Origin of the sequence: Colwellia sp. PAMC 20917 (genome assembly GCF_001767295.1) — a bacterium.
Classification (GTDB): domain Bacteria; phylum Pseudomonadota; class Gammaproteobacteria; order Enterobacterales; family Alteromonadaceae; genus Colwellia_A.
Genome location: NZ_CP014944.1, coordinates 1,070,183 through 1,086,451 on the forward strand (window position 1 = coordinate 1,070,183; position 16,269 = coordinate 1,086,451).

Annotated in this window: 14 protein-coding genes; 1 reads left to right on the forward strand and 13 read right to left on the reverse strand. The window is 39.2% G+C overall.

All coding sequences use genetic code 11. From position 1 onward, the window contains the following. Positions 1 to 89 precede the first annotated feature (89 nt). The 10 genes from A3Q34_RS04580 to fabB form a co-directional block, all read right to left on the reverse strand. Positions 90 to 713 (reverse strand): SPOR domain-containing protein, encoded by a 624-nt coding sequence (locus tag A3Q34_RS04580; protein ID WP_070374280.1) that lies wholly within the window; start codon positions 711 to 713, stop codon positions 90 to 92. Between the two features lie 30 nt (positions 714 to 743). Continuing rightward, positions 744 to 2,036 carry a bifunctional tetrahydrofolate synthase/dihydrofolate synthase gene (folC, locus tag A3Q34_RS04585; protein ID WP_070374281.1) on the reverse strand — a complete coding sequence of 431 codons (1,293 nt, stop codon included), beginning with the start codon at positions 2,034 to 2,036 and terminating at the stop codon, positions 744 to 746. A 7-nt stretch (positions 2,037 to 2,043) separates the two neighbouring features. Continuing rightward, positions 2,044 to 2,904: an acetyl-CoA carboxylase, carboxyltransferase subunit beta gene (gene accD, locus A3Q34_RS04590; protein ID WP_070374282.1), complete on the reverse strand. Its 861-nt coding sequence runs from the start codon at positions 2,902 to 2,904 to the stop codon at positions 2,044 to 2,046. Positions 2,905 to 3,119: 215 nt separating this feature from the next. Next, complete coding sequence (gene truA, locus A3Q34_RS04595; RefSeq protein WP_070374283.1) at positions 3,120 to 3,902, reverse strand: tRNA pseudouridine(38-40) synthase TruA; 783 nt, start codon at positions 3,900 to 3,902, stop codon at positions 3,120 to 3,122. A 123-nt stretch (positions 3,903 to 4,025) separates the two neighbouring features. Further along, positions 4,026 to 4,181: a hypothetical protein gene (locus A3Q34_RS20365; protein WP_157470811.1), complete on the reverse strand. Its 156-nt coding sequence runs from the start codon at positions 4,179 to 4,181 to the stop codon at positions 4,026 to 4,028. Further along, a complete protein-coding gene (locus A3Q34_RS21040; protein ID WP_269447178.1) occupies positions 4,165 to 4,296 on the reverse strand; it encodes a hypothetical protein in 132 nt (43 codons plus the stop codon). The genes A3Q34_RS20365 and A3Q34_RS21040 overlap by 17 nt, the downstream gene beginning before the upstream one ends. Before the next feature lie 37 nt (positions 4,297 to 4,333). Further along, positions 4,334 to 8,389 carry a FimV/HubP family polar landmark protein gene (locus A3Q34_RS04605; RefSeq protein ID WP_070374285.1) on the reverse strand — a complete coding sequence of 1,352 codons (4,056 nt, stop codon included), beginning with the start codon at positions 8,387 to 8,389 and terminating at the stop codon, positions 4,334 to 4,336. Positions 8,390 to 8,630: 241 nt separating this feature from the next. Continuing rightward, the gene (locus A3Q34_RS04610) at positions 8,631 to 9,650 is read right to left on the reverse strand and encodes an aspartate-semialdehyde dehydrogenase (protein WP_070374286.1); all 1,020 of its coding nucleotides are present in this window, start codon (positions 9,648 to 9,650) and stop codon (positions 8,631 to 8,633) included. A 50-nt stretch (positions 9,651 to 9,700) separates the two neighbouring features. Beyond that, the gene (locus A3Q34_RS04615; protein WP_070374287.1) at positions 9,701 to 10,834 is read right to left on the reverse strand and encodes a 4-phosphoerythronate dehydrogenase; all 1,134 of its coding nucleotides are present in this window, start codon (positions 10,832 to 10,834) and stop codon (positions 9,701 to 9,703) included. 204 nt (positions 10,835 to 11,038) lie between these two features. Continuing rightward, entirely contained in the window at positions 11,039 to 12,250 is a 1,212-nt protein-coding gene (fabB, locus tag A3Q34_RS04620) for a beta-ketoacyl-ACP synthase I (protein ID WP_070374288.1), read from the reverse strand. 176 nt (positions 12,251 to 12,426) lie between these two features. On the opposite strand from fabB, the gene mnmC reads away from it, so the two are divergent. Continuing rightward, positions 12,427 to 13,719, forward strand: coding sequence for an FAD-dependent 5-carboxymethylaminomethyl-2-thiouridine(34) oxidoreductase MnmC (gene mnmC, locus A3Q34_RS04625; RefSeq protein WP_070374289.1), 1,293 nt, complete (start codon positions 12,427 to 12,429; stop codon positions 13,717 to 13,719). Between the two features lie 22 nt (positions 13,720 to 13,741). On the opposite strand, the gene A3Q34_RS04630 is transcribed toward mnmC, so the two are convergent. The 3 genes from A3Q34_RS04630 to A3Q34_RS04640 all read right to left on the reverse strand — a co-directional run bounded on the left by A3Q34_RS04630 (position 13,742) and on the right by A3Q34_RS04640 (position 15,795). Continuing rightward, the gene (locus A3Q34_RS04630) at positions 13,742 to 14,035 is read right to left on the reverse strand and encodes a YfcL family protein (RefSeq protein WP_070374290.1); all 294 of its coding nucleotides are present in this window, start codon (positions 14,033 to 14,035) and stop codon (positions 13,742 to 13,744) included. 64 nt (positions 14,036 to 14,099) lie between these two features. Beyond that, positions 14,100 to 15,236 carry an ATP-NAD kinase family protein gene (locus tag A3Q34_RS04635; protein WP_070374291.1) on the reverse strand — a complete coding sequence of 379 codons (1,137 nt, stop codon included), beginning with the start codon at positions 15,234 to 15,236 and terminating at the stop codon, positions 14,100 to 14,102. Then, a complete protein-coding gene (locus A3Q34_RS04640; protein ID WP_070374292.1) occupies positions 15,229 to 15,795 on the reverse strand; it encodes an elongation factor P hydroxylase in 567 nt (188 codons plus the stop codon). Before A3Q34_RS04640 ends, A3Q34_RS04635 begins: the two co-directional genes overlap by 8 nt. Between the last annotated feature and the right edge of the window lie 474 nt (positions 15,796 to 16,269).

Below are 16,269 nucleotides of genomic sequence, written 5' to 3' on the forward strand. Positions count from 1 at the left end.
TTTACCAATGTTTTATTTAAAATAGCCATTGCCATTGAAAGTGCTTAACTACTTTTTACACCGTATTATTGAGCAGTGGTTATAACTTATTATTTTGTTGGGTAAAAACGAGCAATTTTACCTTCAACACCGGTTAATTTTTTCAATGCTGGGATTTTTTTTATCAATGAGTTTTTGATAAGTTCAGGGCCAATGAAAACTTTAATTAATGGGCCGTTTTTTGTTTTTATCGGTTTTGTGAAAGCGGTATAACCATTATCTTTAAGCTTGAGTAATAACTGTGCAACATTTTTTTTATGACGAAAACTGCCCAGCTGTACTACCCATGCTTGTTGCAACACGGACTTTTCTGGCAAAATATTATCTACTGCTTGCTCAGTTAACGCTTTATCGTCTTCTTTGGTCGCCACAGCGTTATTTAAGCTCGGGTCACTCTCTATTTCGCTCGTATCTTTTATTGCTTGTTCAGTCGAAGAGATATCGTCATCTAACGCCGCTTCATCACTCAGCATTTCGTCGGTATTTATAACAATTTTATCTTCAGGAAAGCTTGGAGTGTTCTTAACAAACTCGACCTTAGGCGGAGCTGGAATTTTTTCAAACTCATCTTGATAGGTCTTTTTATTACCATCTAGTAAGTCTGGCAAAATAATAATAGCAACCGCAGCCACAATAATGGTGCCAACTAAGCGGTTTTGAAAAGGTGTAGACAAATGGAACTCCCAGGCTGCAGTTAATAAAAACTACAGCAATAAACGTCGGACTTCAGCTACGGTGTAAAATGATCCAAACACTAAGATCAAATCTGTTGCTGTTGAATTTTTGTTAGCCATTCTAAATGCCTCAGTGATATTGTCAAAACAATTAGCTGAATCTTCATTTAATAACAATTTTTCGGCTAACTCTTTTGCGGTAGCTCCACGAGGCATAGATAAACTGCCTAAATACCATTGATCAACCAATGCAGATAATGGCCCAAAGGTGTTAGCAATATCTTTGTCTTTTAACATACCAGTAACCGCATAAAGCTTGTCATACTTTTGCGTCTTTAAATACTCAACTAAATAACGTGCTGCTTGAGGATTATGACCCACATCAAGTAGCACCGGACTGTTTAACGATTTTTTACTGATAAGCTCAGTTCGACCGGCAACTTTTGTTTGGTTTATTAAGACATTTACACTTTCAGTATTAAAAACAACAGAACAATCATTAAGTAAAGCCAATACCGTTAGTGCTGTTGCTACATTATCTTGAGGTATAAAAGGCTTATTTAAATCATTGATTTGGTACTCGCCAAATGTCCAACGCCACAAGGAGTGACAAGCGGGTACTTGGTGCTGTTCAATAGAGAAATCATCACCTCGCAGACTGACCACGGCTTTAAGTTTTTTAGCATGGGCAAGTACTGATATAGGACAATCGGTATCACCAATAACAACTTTTTGATGCGCACGCATGATACCCGCTTTTTCAAAGCCAATACTTTCGCGATTATCACCTAGGTACGCTTGATGGTCTAAGTCTATCGTGGTTATAACCGCAATATCAGCGTCAATTAAGTTTGTGGCATCTAAACGCCCACCCAAACCTACTTCCAAAATAATAAAAGCAGGTTTTCTTTCCATTAAAACTAAAAATGCGGCTAATGTTGTGTATTCATAATAGGTTAGTGAAATATCACCACGTTGTTGCTCTATTTGCTCAAAGGCGTTGATCAATGACTGACTGTCAACGTCAATATTATTAATACGTAAGCGTTCATTGAACTTTTCAATATGTGGTGAAGAATAAACCGCAACTGTTTTATCATCACCGAGCAAAGCATTTTCAATAAAAGCACAGGTAGTGCCTTTACCATTAGTTCCTGCAACCGTGATCACTTGAGCAAAACTGAAATCAATATTTAATCGCTTAGCCACATGCGAAATGCGTGTGAGCCCCAAGTCGATCTCAGTTAAATGTATTGTTTCTAAATAAGAAAGCCATTGAGCTAGCGACTTGCTAGCAAAATGGCTTTTGTTGTTTATTGGCATAGTGTTGTTATGAAACGTTAAGGCTTGGATGTCCCATGAATTTAGCTAACATACGAGAAAGCGTACTACGCATTTCACGTCGGTCAACAATAATATCAATAGCACCCTTTTCTTTTAAAAATTCACTACGCTGAAAACCTTCAGGTAACTTCTCTCGAACAGTTTGTTCAATAACACGTGGACCCGCAAAGCCAATTAACGCTTTAGGCTCTGCAACGTTAATATCGCCGAGCATGGCTAAACTTGCAGATACGCCGCCCATCGTAGGGTCAGTTAATACCGAAACGTAAGGCAAGCCTTTTTCGCTCATTTTCGCTAATGCTGCACTTGTTTTTGCCATTTGCATTAATGAAAATAATGCTTCTTGCATACGTGCTCCGCCACTTGCAGAAAAACAAACAAGTGGTAGGTTATGCTCAAGGCAGTATTCAACACCTTTAACAAAACGAGCGCCAACAACTGATGCCATTGAACCACCTAGAAAAGCAAACTCAAACGCAGCAGCAACGATAGGCATACCATTAAGTTCGCCTCTCATAACAACCAGTGCATCTTTTTCACCGGTACTTTTTTGTGCAGCGCTTAAACGGTCTTTATAACGTTTTGAATCTTTGAACTTTAAAATATCCTGTGCTTCAAACTCTTCACCTAATTCAGCGCGATTATTTGCATCTAAAAAGCAATCAATACGTTTGCGTGCTGAAATACGCATATGGTGATCACATTTTGGACAAACAGATAATAATCTATCGAGTTCTGCTTTATAAAGTACTGCATTACAAGAAGTACACTTGCTCCAAACGCCTTCAGGGATATTACGTTTTTGGGTGGTTTTTGCTTTTGGGAGAATTTTTTCTATCCAGCTCATAATTTATTTTTGCCTTCTTTTACCTAATATGTTCATGGGAACATAGGAAAACTTGCCAATATTGGTTTCGAACCTATCAGCAAATTGTTAATTTTTTGAATTATTCTAACTATAACCGACAATTAAAGCACATTTAACCCTACTATGAATACAAAAAACTGGTCTGTTTTGTTGGAATTAGCAGTTTGTAATTACTCATTCTGTCACTATTTATCTCAAAGTAAAAACAGTGGCCCCAGCGGAGGTTTTGGAATGTTGAACTCTTGTGGGTAGTCAACACCAACAAAATACAAACCTGCAGCAGATGCCATCATGCCAGCTACACAACGATTTTTAGCTTCAAGTACTTCGCCCAACCACGCTACTGTTTCTAATTGTTGGCCTATACGCATTAAACTACCCGCAATATTTCTCACCATATGATGTAAAAAAGCATTGCCTTTAACATCAATAATAACAAAATCACCTTGACGTGAAACATTACAGTGAATCAATGTTCTAACCGGTGAATGTGACTGACAATGAACGGTACGAAAGGAAGTAAAATCATGTTTACCCAATAAAGACTGTGCCGCTTGATGCATTAACTTTTCATCAAGTGGATAATGACAGCAGGTTATTCCTTGGCTTAAAATTGCAGATCTTAAACGATTGTTATTAATAACATAGCGATAACGACGTGCTGTGGCGCTAAATCGAGCATGAAAACTGTCGTCCACTTGCTTAACCCAAGACACAGCAATATCACTAGGTAGATTGGTATTTACGCCCAGTGTCCAAGCAACATCTTTACGAACTTTGTCGGTTTCAAAGTGAATAACTTGGTTAGTCGCACTAACACCCGTATCAGTTCTGCCTGCACAAATAACTTCAATTTTTTCATCAGCAATTTTTGATAAAGCTTTTTCTACATTTTGCTGAACACTAACCGCATTTTTTTGTCGTTGCCAACCGTGATAACGGCTTCCATCGTATTCAATACCTAAAGCGTAACGCATCAATAACTCCCGATTATAATGGGCGCATTATCCAATATTTTAAGGTTTATGCCAATCAGGTTCTTTGATTATATAAAAAAAGCCACAACAGTAGCTTTTATAGAATGAAATAACGTCTCTTGATTAGCTAATATTATCAAGTAGTTGCTGAGCATCAAATTGTTGCTGGGCATCACCTTTTGCTACTACATCTTGTAATATTACTTCGGCGTTTTCTATTATTGCGCCTATTTCTTTTATAGAGTGAAATAACGTCTCTTGATTAACTAATATTATCAAGTAGTTGCTGAGCATCAAATTGTTGCTGGGCATCACCTTTTGCTACTACGTCTTGTAATATTACTTCGGCGTTTTCTATTATTGCGCCTATTTCTATTATATAAAAAAAAGCCACAACAGTGGCTTTTATAGAATGAAATAACGTCTTTTGATTAACTAATATTATCAAGTAGTTGCTGAGCATCAAATTGTTGCTGGGCATCACCTTTTGCTACTACGTCTTGTAGTATTACTTCGGCGTTTTCGTTATCTCCTATTTCAATATAAACTTTCGCCAAATCTAATTTAGCGGCAATACCGTTATCATCTTCTTCTTCGGCGGCGTTTTCACCAGAAAACTCAGGGAACTCATTAAGCCCAACATTAAAATCCGTTTTATTGTAGGGCTCTGCGTCTTCTGTGTCGCTTAAACTATCGGATAATAAAGAGTCGACAGAGACAAAGTCATCTTCATCATCATTGTCAAAATCAACATTTAAATTATTATCACTACCGAGGTCATCGCCAATATCTAAAACATCATCTAAGTCAACATCGAAATCATCTTCGCCGTCGACTTCAATGTTAATCTCATCATCGGTATCAATAGCGTCTAAATCAATGTCATCAGCATTGAAGTCAGTTGAAAAGTCGAGATCATCTGAAAGTGTTGTCTGACTCTCTTCTGCTATGTTTGCCAATAAGTCATCAAAGTCAACATTATCGAGTGCTTCGATCTCATCAATTTCACTATTGTCATCAACTACATCATCAGAGGTATTTTCATCGGCTAGTAAATCAGCTAATACATCACTATCGGTATAATCAGTTGCTTCTTCTGGCGCTAGTTCATTAACTTGTCCATCAATGAGTATGTCGTCACCTATATCTAACTCATCAGCGTTTGAATTGTCACCGTCAGCCACTTCAGCTAAAAGTGCATCTATGTCTAAATCATCTGACAAGTCATTATCTTTCTTGCTGATTTTTTCATTTATACTTTCCTCACGACTTGCATGAGTATCATCAACTAACTCTTCAGTATCATCTTTAAGAAGCTCACTAAAATCTACCGATAAAAATGGCGCTACGTATTCATTGGTAAAATTATCGATAAGCGCTTTATTTTCATCTTCTGTGGTCTCAGCGTCATCTGCAGCTTCATCCCCCTGAATATCACCTAATAAACTATCAATATCATCAGGATCAGTTAACGCTATATTTTCATCTAACTTATCAGCAGCCATTTCATCAAGAGGATCAATGATATCATCGGCGGTGATAGGTTTTGACATCTGTTCTGGGGCTGACATTGAATCTAGCAAGGCGTCGATGTCATCAGGATCTGATATTTCAAAATTCTCAGCTTGTTCATTTAATTCAGCAACGGCACTTTCTTTAACCATTGAATCCATCAGTGCGTCTATATCGTCAGGGTCAGTTAACTCTGCAGAACTATTGTCGACTATAGCTTCTTCTGGCGTAGACTCTACGGGTTCAGGCTCTGCTGCTATCGAGTCGTCTGTTAACGAGTCCATCAGTGCATCAATGTCGTCAGGGTCGGTTAACTCTGCATTGCTATTCTCAGCTATAGCTTCTTCTGGCGAAGACTCTAAGGGCTCAGGCTCTGCTGCTATCGAGTCGTCTGTTAACGAGTCCATCAGTGCATCAATGTCGTCAGGGTCGGTTAACTCTGCATTGCTATTCTCAGCTATAGCTTCTTCTGGCGAAGACTCTACGGGTTCAGGCTCTGCTGCTATCGAATCGTCTGTTAACGAGTCCATCAGTGCATCAATGTCGTCAGGGTCGGTTAACTCTGCATTGCTATTCTCAGCTATAGCATCTTCTGGCGTAGATTCTACCGGTTCAGGCTCTGCTGCTATCGAGTCGTCTGTTAACGAGTCCATTAGAGCATCAATGTCGTCAGGGTCGGTTAACTCTGCATTGCTATTCTCAGCTATAGCATCTTCTGGCGTAGACTCTACCGGTTCAGGCTCTGCTGCTATCGAGTCGTCTGTTAACGAGTCCATTAGAGCATCAATGTCGTCAGGGTCGGTTAACTCTGCCGAACCATCTTCTACTGGTTCTGGCTCAGGCTCAGGTTTTGGGGCTGCAGCAGCCATTGAATCCATCAGTGCATCAATGTCATCTGGGTCGGTTAACTCAGCCGAAGCATCTTCTACGGGTTCTGGCTCAGGCTTTGGTGCTGCGGCGGCCATTGAATCCATTAGTGCATCAATGTCGTCCGGGTCAGTTAGCTCAGCCGAAGCATCTTCTACGGGTTCTGGTTCTGGCGCTGCGGCGGCCATTGAATCCATCAGTGCATCGATATCGTCTGGGTCAGTTAGCTCAGCTGAAGCATCTTCTACCGGTTCTGGCTCAGGTTTTGGCGCTGCTGCGGCCATTGAATCCATTAGTGCATCGATATCATCTGGGTCAGTTAACTCAGCTGAAGCATCTTCTACCGGTTCTGGCTCAGGTTTTGGCGCTGCGGCGGCCATTGAATCCATCAGTGCATCGATATCGTCTGGGTCGGTTAACTCAGCAGTACTATCATCAGCTGCATCTTCTACTGGTTCAGGCTCAGGCTCAGGCTTTGGCGCTGCGGCGGCCATTGAATCCATCAGTGCATCGATATCATCGGGGTCGGTTAACTCAGCAGTACTATCATCAGCTGCATCTTCTACTGGTTCAGGCTCAGGCTTTGGCGCTGCGGTGGCCATTGAATCCATTAGTGCGTCAATGTCGTCTGGATCGGTTAGTTCTGTTGCAGCTTCTTCATGTACAGATTCAATTGCCTCTAAAGCACTATCGTCGTCCTCGTCGCCAATGTCATTTAATAGGTCATTCAATAAATCCTGATCTAATTCGCCACCTTCTAATGCTTCGCCTGGCAGTTCTTCTTTACTTTCATTGTTATTAGTTTGGCCTTTGTCCGCTGGAACTTCGTCATCATCGTCATCAAGGCCTGAAAGTAAGGAGTCTAAGTCGCTTTGGTCTAACTCACCACCTTCTAACTCGTCGCTATCAAGTGATATGTCTTCTAAATCATCTAAATCATCGAGTCCGTCCAAGTCATCTAGATCATCATCTAAATGAATTACATCATCGTCATCATCTAATGAACCTAATCCATCATCTGCGTCGTCAGCAAACAATGAATCATCTAAATTAAGTTCATCCTCACCTAGGTCCATTGACAGTTCATCATCAAGCGATAATTCATCATCAAGTGAAAGTTCGTTATCTAAAGCAGTAAGAGGTGCTTCTGCCGTGACTGCTGGTTTTGCTTTTTCTTCAGCAACAGTTTTTGATTTTTTAGGCTTAGCGACAGCTTCAGTTTCTCCACCTTTTTGACGGCGCAAGAACCAAAATACAAGACTCAAGACAAAAAATGCTGGTAGCGTTGACATTAAGATCTGAAACCAAAGCTGCGAGGTTATGCCTTCATTTTCAAGTTCAGCTTTTTGCTTCTCTAATAATAACGCTTGCTCACTCGCTTCTGCCATTTTCAATAGTTCTTGCTGAAGTGACATGATCAGTGCTAATTGAGCGTTTTGTTTTTCATCTTCTATAGTTGAAGCTTCTTTAAAAACATTGAGCTGCTGATTCACCGTTGATATTTTTTCATCAACAACTGCATTTTCTTTAAGAATAGCCTGCAAGCCATCAATTGAATCTAAAACATCATTTTGGATAGTTTCTAAACGAACGGTTTGCTTAGAGTTTATTTCTTCAAGCTGTGCATTAATTTCTTTTTTAGTCGCGTCTAAATCTTCCTTTTTAATGGCAAGTTCAGCAGGAGGAACAATTTTTTTCTTAACGGTTTTAGCAACTTTCTTTTGCCATGTTTCATCATCGGAAGTTGACTTACTTTTTGCCGCAAGAGGATTTATGGCACGCATCTCACTAACAGACGGCAATTTTAAGTACTGACCATTGTTAAGATGGTTTAAGTTATTTTCTTTAAATGCTTGCGGATTTTTTTGATATAACGCCTGCATCACTTGATAAACAGACAAAGTAGGGTCTGGACGAACTTTTAGCGCAATATTCCACAGGGTATCTTTTGAGGTAATAGGCCCGTATTGATCGTACGGAAACATATCCGTCGCCTTGGGGCCCCGAATACGAATACCGCCTTCTTCAAAGGCGAACAAAGAAACACTATACGTGGTAATGCTTATAAATATTACCTGCCACAGGCACAGGCGTAATAATCGATGCATCAAGTTTTCCTAATTATTTTTATTTACTGCCAATTGTTTGGCACTTCAAGCCTAGAGAAAGTAAAGCAAATTTTATTCCAACCCTACACCTGCTGTTTATATCATAGCAAGTTAATACACATTTTTTTAGTAATAATGAAACAAAAAACTCGTCGTTAACTATAACGACGAGTTTTGATTTTTCTTTAATAAATCTTAAGGTTAACTCAACTTTAACGCTAACTCATTTATTAAAGGGGTGTTATGAAAGGTAGTCTTTAACCAATAATTCGGCAATTTGTACACTGTTTGTTGCCGCACCTTTACGTACATTGTCAGCAACAACCCACATATTGATCCCACAACTATGACTAATATCTTCACGAATACGACCAACATAAGTGGCATCTTTTCCGCTTGCATCGCCTATCTGTGTTGGAAAGTCTTCGTCATTACGACAAACAACAATACCTTCCGCTTGCTCAAGCAAATCTTTAACTTCTTCTGCTGAAATCGGTGATCCCGTTTCAATATGTAAAGCTTCACCGTGACCAAAGAATACCGGCACACGAACCGCTGTTGGATTAACAAGAACGTTTTCATCGCCTAGAATTTTTTTCGTTTCCCAGACCATTTTCATTTCTTCTTTGGTATAACCATTATCCATAAAGACATCAATTTGCGGGATAACATTAAAAGCGATTTGACGAGGAAAATGTTTAGTCTCAACAGGTTTTCCGCTTAACAAGTCTGCAGTCTGCTTAGCTAATTCGTCCATCGCTGCTTTACCACCACCAGAAACTGATTGATAAGTAGAAACATTAATACGATTAATACCAACAGCATCATAGATAGGTTTTAGCGCGACCATCATTTGAATAGTTGAACAATTAGGGTTAGCAATAATATTACGGTTTCTATAATCAGCTAATGCACTAGGGTTAACTTCAGGAACGATTAGCGGAATATCTGCGTCGTATCTAAACTCAGAAGTATTGTCTATAACAATACACCCTGCTTCACCAGCAATAGGAGCAAACTTAGCTGAAATTGAGCCACCCGCAGAGAAAAAGCCAATTTGCGCTTGACTAAAATCAAAATGGTCAGCATCGAGTACTTCAATACTTTGACCATTAAAGTCAATAAATTCACCTGCTGAACGAGCACTCGCCAACGGGTATAATTTATTGATTGGGAAATCACGTTCTTCTAATATTTCAATGATGGTTTTACCCACCAAACCTGTAGCGCCTAATACGCAGACATCAAATTTCTGTGCCATGTCACTCTCTCTTTGCTTTGAAGATTAGTACTTTATATACGTTAAATAAGTTACTTTTTAAGAAAACCAAGATGATGTGGCACATCACTCTTGGCTTGATTTGTCATGCTTACTTTAACCGCAGAAAACTCCCTGCGAGCCGGATAAGTTTTCCGAATGTGGTCAAAGCCATGACTTAAAATTGTTTCTCTGAAAATTCCATCATCACGACGTACATCGTAAACCATTTTTACGAGCTGGTTTAGTAGTATTTGCTCGAACGGTTGATTAATTTCAACTTCGGTTATTGAGGCGCGTGGTAAAAAATCACTTAGGTGCTTTTCTATCGGTATATTCAGTTGTTGACATAATGCCTGATAGAGCATTTCTGTACCACGTGCTTTTCCTTCTAAGCTATAACCTGCAATGTGCGCAGAAGATATTTCAGTGAAGGCAATAAGTTCATGCAATATATTAGGTTCATTTTCCCAAACATCTAAAACAACTTTCAAACCATGCCCTTGTTTTTTAAGCGCCAGTAACGATTTATTATCGATAACTTCACCGCGACAGGCGTTAATAAGAATTTGCTTTTCGTGCAATTGCTTTAAACGTTTTTCATTGAGTAAGTGAAAAGTTGGCTGTTCGCCATTTTCAATGATGGGAACATGCAGTGAAATAACATCACAAGCTAAAACATCATCAAGTGATGAGTAATGGCGTTGGTCTTTAGTATTATTTGTCTGTTTTGCGGCAAGTAATGGATCGCAAATTAAATACTTAATACCCAGTGCCGATAATTTTTCACTTAAACGAGTACCGGTATTACCGCCACCAACAATACCGACGGTTAACGAGAACAAATCAATTAAGTAACGTTCGGCTAAGACAACCAAGGCACTGATCACATATTCTGCCACAGAAATAGCGTTACAGCCTGGCGCTGCGGTAAAGGTAATGCCCCGTTCACTTAAATAGCTCTGATCAATATGGTCAACACCTATGGTTGCCGTACCAACAAACTGACAAGTTGAATTGCTTGCTAATAGCACTTGGTTAACCTTAGTAATAGAGCGCACTAATAAAACATCAGCACTTTTCACCTGTTGAGCGGTTAACTCACGACCAACAAATGCGTGCAATTCACCTAGGTCGCCAAAGAACTCTTCAGCAAAAGGCATGTTTTCATCGTAAAAAATCTTCATGGTTTATAAACCTAAAGTAATTATTGATCTGATGAGGGTTATTGTATCTTAAATGCAAAAAAGCCACTATAAAGTGGCTTTTTTAAATAACAAAATAATACTGAGTCTTTTAGATATAACCAAACAGAAAAACGCGGTTAATTATATTCAATGCGTATTTCTGATTTAGTTAAACACTAAATGACAAGGTACCGTTGTTTGTCATTATTTATATTTTTTCATCACTAAAGTAGCGTTAGTGCCACCAAAGCCAAAGCTGTTAGACATAATCAAGTTAAGTTCAACATCACGTTTTTCAGTAACTATATCTAGGCCTTGCGCTTTTTCATCTAAGTTATCAACATTGATAGACGGAGCAACAAAACTGTTTTCCATCATCAGTAATGAATAAATAGCTTCATGAACACCCGCCGCGCCGAGTGCATGACCCGTCATTGCTTTGGTTGCACTAATTGCCGGTGAATCTTTACCAAACAATTCTTGAATTGCGCCAAGCTCTTTAACATCGCCAACCGGTGTAGAAGTACCGTGAGTATTTAAATAATCAACTTTACCTTCAACACCTTGCATGGCTTGTTGCATACAACGTACTGCGCCTTCACCACTTGGAGCGACCATATCGTAACCGTCAGAAGTTGCGCCGTAGCCAACAATTTCAGCATAGATATGTGCACCACGAGCCAAAGCGTGTTCAAGTTCTTCAACAACAACCATACCGCCGCCGCCTGAAATAACGAAACCGTCACGGTCAGCGTCATAAGTACGTGAAGCAAGTTCTGGCGTATCATTACGACCCGCAGATAAAGCGCCCATACCGTCAAACATCATCGCTAGAGACCAATGAACTTCTTCACCACCGCCAGCAAAAACAATGTCTTGCTTGCCCAGTTGAATAAGCTCCATGGCATTACCAATACAGTGTGCACTCGTTGCACACGCAGAGCTAATTGAATAGTTAACACCTTTAATTTTAAAAGGTGTTGCTAAACAAGCTGAAACGGTACTGCCCATAGTTTTAGGCACAGCATAAGGGCCAACACGGCGAATACCACGATTACGGAGTGTATCCGTGGTAATAACAATATTTTCTGAAGACGCACCACCTGAGCCAGCAACAATACCGGTACGAACATTTGATACTTGGTCTTCAGTTAGTTTGGCATCATTAATGGCTTGTTCCATAGCGATGTAAGCATAACCTGCTGCATCACCCATAAAACGAAATGCTTTACGATCAATATGATCTTTAGGCTCAATCGTGGGCTTACCCCAAACATGACTTTTTAAACCAGCTTCTGCAAAGCTTTCAGATTTACTAATACCTGAACGACCTGCTTTAAGAGATGATAAAACTTCTTCCGCATTGTTACCGATACTCGATACAATGCCTAATCCGGTGATCACTACACGTTTCATTTGAATAACCATTTAAAAATTTAAGAATCAGGCATATCATACAGAAATTTGCCCACAAACTGGTCTGCTCAGTGTACACGTGTACACTGGTTTTTACAATTTTATGACAGACACATTTAATTCACGTTAAAATACTATCTTTAGCGCTTGAAAACCAATGGATTTAATAAATACTTGTGATTAAACAACAAAAAAATTTAAATACGCCGCTTGAAAGAAAAGGCTATCAAATTAGACCCGTTATTAAGCACCCCGAAAGTGTTGCTATTATTGGTGGTGGCATTGCTGCTGCTTGTGTTGCTTATGCGTTGACTCAAAAAAACATCAAAGTAACACTTTATTGTAAAGATAAAGAAATTGCCCAAGGCGCTTCGAGTAACCATGTCGGTGCATTATTTCCACTTATTCATCAACAAGTTGATGATATTAGCTTATTTTACCAACAGGCATTTTGGCATGCACTAAAATGCTATAAAGACTTATACAGCAAAGGGTTTGCTTTTAGTCATGATTGGTGTGGCTTACTTGAAATTTCCTACAAAACAGCTTTAGAAAAAAGACAAAAAATTTTCGAGCAAACCAACCCTTGGTCAAAAGAATTAATTACCAGTATAAATGCAGAGCAAGCATCGCTATTAGCCGGTATTACACTTGAACACGGTGGGTTGTTTATGCCCAGCGCTGGCTGGATAGCACCCGGTGAATTAGTTCAACAGCTATTTAGTGCGGCACAGCAAACTCAGCGGTTGTCGATAAAAAATCAAGTAAACATTACCGTACTTAACCAGCAAGATGACAAGAGTTGGCAGCTAACGACAAGCAAAGGCATAATAAATGAAAAAGTTGTTATTTTTTGCGGCGGTGCTGAATCTATTAAACTCAATATTATTGATGAATTACCACTGAGTTCTGTGCGTGGTCAAATAACGAATATGGCAACGAACGAGCAGATTAAAAACCTATCTACCGTTATTTGCCACAAAGGTTATCTAACACCTGCACACCAGCAACAACATTGCATCGGCGCGACATTTGAAAAAGACAGTTTCGATATTGTGGCAACAGATGCTGGCGATCAATATAATTTAACTATGTTAGAAAAGTGCCTGCCTAAATTAGTATCATGGCGCGAACAAGACGTTACCTCGAGTAAAGCTCGTTTACGCTGTATGACACCCGATCACTTACCGGTTGTGGGCGCTATGCCTGATATAGCCCAGCATAAAAGCAGCTACGCCCATTTAGCAAAAGATAAAAACTGGCGTTATCAAGAACCTGCACCTGTGATTAAAAATCTATACGTACTTACCGGCTTAGGTGCTAGGGGCTTATGTACTGCGCCGCTATTAGCCGATATTTTGACTGCTGATTTAACGGGTGGCGAATATCCTGTTGGTAGACAAGAACTTTTTAACTTATCACCCAACAGGTTTGTTATTCGCGATATTATTCGTCGTAAATATTTATAGTATTTAATAATGGCTGTTATGACTAAACCGATACAAATGATTGTTTAAGGTCTAGCCAATAGTCTTGTACTATTTTTCTATCTTGCGGGCTCAATTCGGTTCGGGCTGCTTGCAATTTTTCATCGATACTTAGCGCAAGCTCTTGAGAGAGTGCTTGCGACTCATCACCAAATTCAATAACAGATAAACTGATAAAGCCGCGTAAATAGCTGCTGGCAAATAATTGGTCATCACTGTTATCTTGATCAAATAAATTATCTAAATATAGATAAAGGGCAGCAATATTTTCAAACGATTTTTTTTCTTCAATTGACATAATTCTACTTACTGTTAAGTTTTAAAAAATTTATGATTAGTTGTAAACATAGATTGAAAGCCCATTATTGTGGACTTGCTACCGGGTATAATACTTGATCATTGTATCCTGTTATTACCGGTAAATACCCTGAAAGCTCGATATCTAAATCACTATCACCGGTATCAGCAATTAAGGGTCTTGATGCTAATGCTGTTAATTTCGCTTTCGTCGCTATAATTAAAATATTATCTTTGCCGATGGCGCGGATCACTCGTGGACTGAGCTGTTGATTACCTCGACCAAATATATGACCTTGTCCACCAATTAACGTGATCACTAACTTAATTGTTTTATTATCGGCTTTCGCTAAGGTTATCGCTTGCCATAATTGTGGCTCGGTTACATCACTGGCAATTAAATGTTGTTGTTCAACCAGATCAACACCCAATAAAGTATTATCTAGCGCCAACTCTTCCATTAAAAAAGCGGTGGTTGAGCCTGAGCCAATCACAAAAAGCTCATCATCCATTTCATTAATTACATGAGCAGCAATATCTTGCAGCACTAGCTCATCAAGTTCTTTGCCACCAGATTTAACCGCTTGAACATAACGTAACTCAGCAGGAATTTGCATCTCACCATAGCGTTTTGCTTTAACAATACCTTCTCGAAATAACGATTCATCGATATCCATAACATCAGCTTCGGTAAGGGTAACTAACTGATTAGTTAGCATCATCTCTACTACCCGCCCCGCAGCTTTTGGCGTAACAGCATAAACACCTGAGTGAATTTTACAGCCCGCAGGAATACCTAGCACAGGAAATTTATCGCCAACAATTTTACAGACATTGCGAGCAGTGCCATCACCACCAGCAAATAATAATATATCTATGTGCTCTGCTAACAAGGCTTTTACCGTATTTTCGGTGTCTTCAGCCGTGGTATGTTCAAGCTTATCGGTTTGAAAAACAACTTGGGTTTTAAAACCAAGTGCCTGAGCGGTCATCTCTCCCATAAGATCATTAGCACAATAAACGATAATGTCATCTCGATAAGGTAGAAGTATTGACAGTGCTAAGCTTGCTCGCTGATTTGCTTTTGCGGTAGCGCCAAGCGCTAGAGCTTGTTCTGCAATGCCATCTCCATCGCTTCCTTTCAAGGCAACACTGCCGCCAATACCAGCAATAGGATTGATAATAAAACCAAGTTTAAACATGAGTAACAGTCTCTGAGTGATTAAATGTTGCGTTGGCAGAAAATTGGGTGATATTCAAAGGCAACGATACGTTATAAAAATTAGCCAGTGCGTCAATAAATTCTTGAGCGCGAACAGGAAACCCATGATGTAAATATTGTTGCACTTGCTGAAAAACATTTTCTTTAAAAGTAATAGTATCGCCAGCCGCACCATTGAGGTTGTCAGCTGAAACATTAAATTTTTTCCCTGCTGCCACACAAAAAGCCCACTCAATTGCTTGTGGTTTAATTTCAACTCGTTCAAATGTTTTTTGTTGCTCCGCATCTCTACCATCAGGCATATACCAATAACCAAAATCTTCTAATAACCGACGTGCTTTACCAGCCACACACCAATGTGATATTTCATGTAAAGCACTGGCATAAAAACCATGAGCAAAAATAATTTGATGATAGTCACAGGTATCATTTGCTGGACTATACAAAGGCTCGTCGTCGCCTTTAATCAAACGAGTATTGGTGCTGGAACTAAATGTGTCATTAAAGATTTGAATTAAATCTTGGTAGGGTTCTGGCATTTTTATATTCTGGCATATAGGTAAAAAATAGACGGGGTATTCTAACCAAAAGTCATTCAGCTTGCACTGGCTATTTTAGCTAAATAAAGCATTTAGATGACGGTAATTGGATACTTTTCAAGGGTGATTTTTTAATTATAAATGTTTATTCTTTTATAACGACATTGCGCTTTTTATTTGTTATGTTGATGTAACAAATGCAAAATTATTGTTAAGTAGACACAAGATATCTGTGTAATTTCTTATCGGTTAAATAAGCATAAAAAGGATTGAATATTACATGGATAGGGAATTAGTTAACTATGGATCCAATAAATGGACTTAAGCTCAAAGCCTTCTTTTTAACAAATAGTGTAGTAAGTAATATTGCAAAAACCTTCACGCTCTACCGGTAAAAACCAATCGGAGTCACTTAACGCCTACCTTTAATATTTTACTTATTTTAAGCTATAAGTCCTTCCAGTTTAATTAAAC

What these genes read in the sequence shown, in the direction of transcription:
- folC (WP_070374281.1), bottom strand. Translation starts at nt 2,036, where the DNA reads ATGCCAATAAACAACAAAAGCCATTTTGCTAGCAAGTCGCTAGCTCAA.
- A3Q34_RS04640 (WP_070374292.1), bottom strand. Translation starts at nt 15,795, where the DNA reads ATGCCAGAACCCTACCAAGATTTAATTCAAATCTTTAATGACACATTT.
- A3Q34_RS04610 (WP_070374286.1), bottom strand. Translation starts at nt 9,650, where the DNA reads ATGGCACAGAAATTTGATGTCTGCGTATTAGGCGCTACAGGTTTGGTG.
- accD (WP_070374282.1), bottom strand. Translation starts at nt 2,904, where the DNA reads ATGAGCTGGATAGAAAAAATTCTCCCAAAAGCAAAAACCACCCAAAAA.
- A3Q34_RS04605 (WP_070374285.1), bottom strand. Translation starts at nt 8,389, where the DNA reads ATGCATCGATTATTACGCCTGTGCCTGTGGCAGGTAATATTTATAAGC.
- truA (WP_070374283.1), bottom strand. Translation starts at nt 3,902, where the DNA reads ATGCGTTACGCTTTAGGTATTGAATACGATGGAAGCCGTTATCACGGT.
- fabB (WP_070374288.1), bottom strand. Translation starts at nt 12,250, where the DNA reads ATGAAACGTGTAGTGATCACCGGATTAGGCATTGTATCGAGTATCGGT.
- A3Q34_RS04630 (WP_070374290.1), bottom strand. Translation starts at nt 14,035, where the DNA reads ATGTCAATTGAAGAAAAAAAATCGTTTGAAAATATTGCTGCCCTTTAT.
- A3Q34_RS04635 (WP_070374291.1), bottom strand. Translation starts at nt 15,236, where the DNA reads ATGTTTAAACTTGGTTTTATTATCAATCCTATTGCTGGTATTGGCGGC.
- A3Q34_RS04615 (WP_070374287.1), bottom strand. Translation starts at nt 10,834, where the DNA reads ATGAAGATTTTTTACGATGAAAACATGCCTTTTGCTGAAGAGTTCTTT.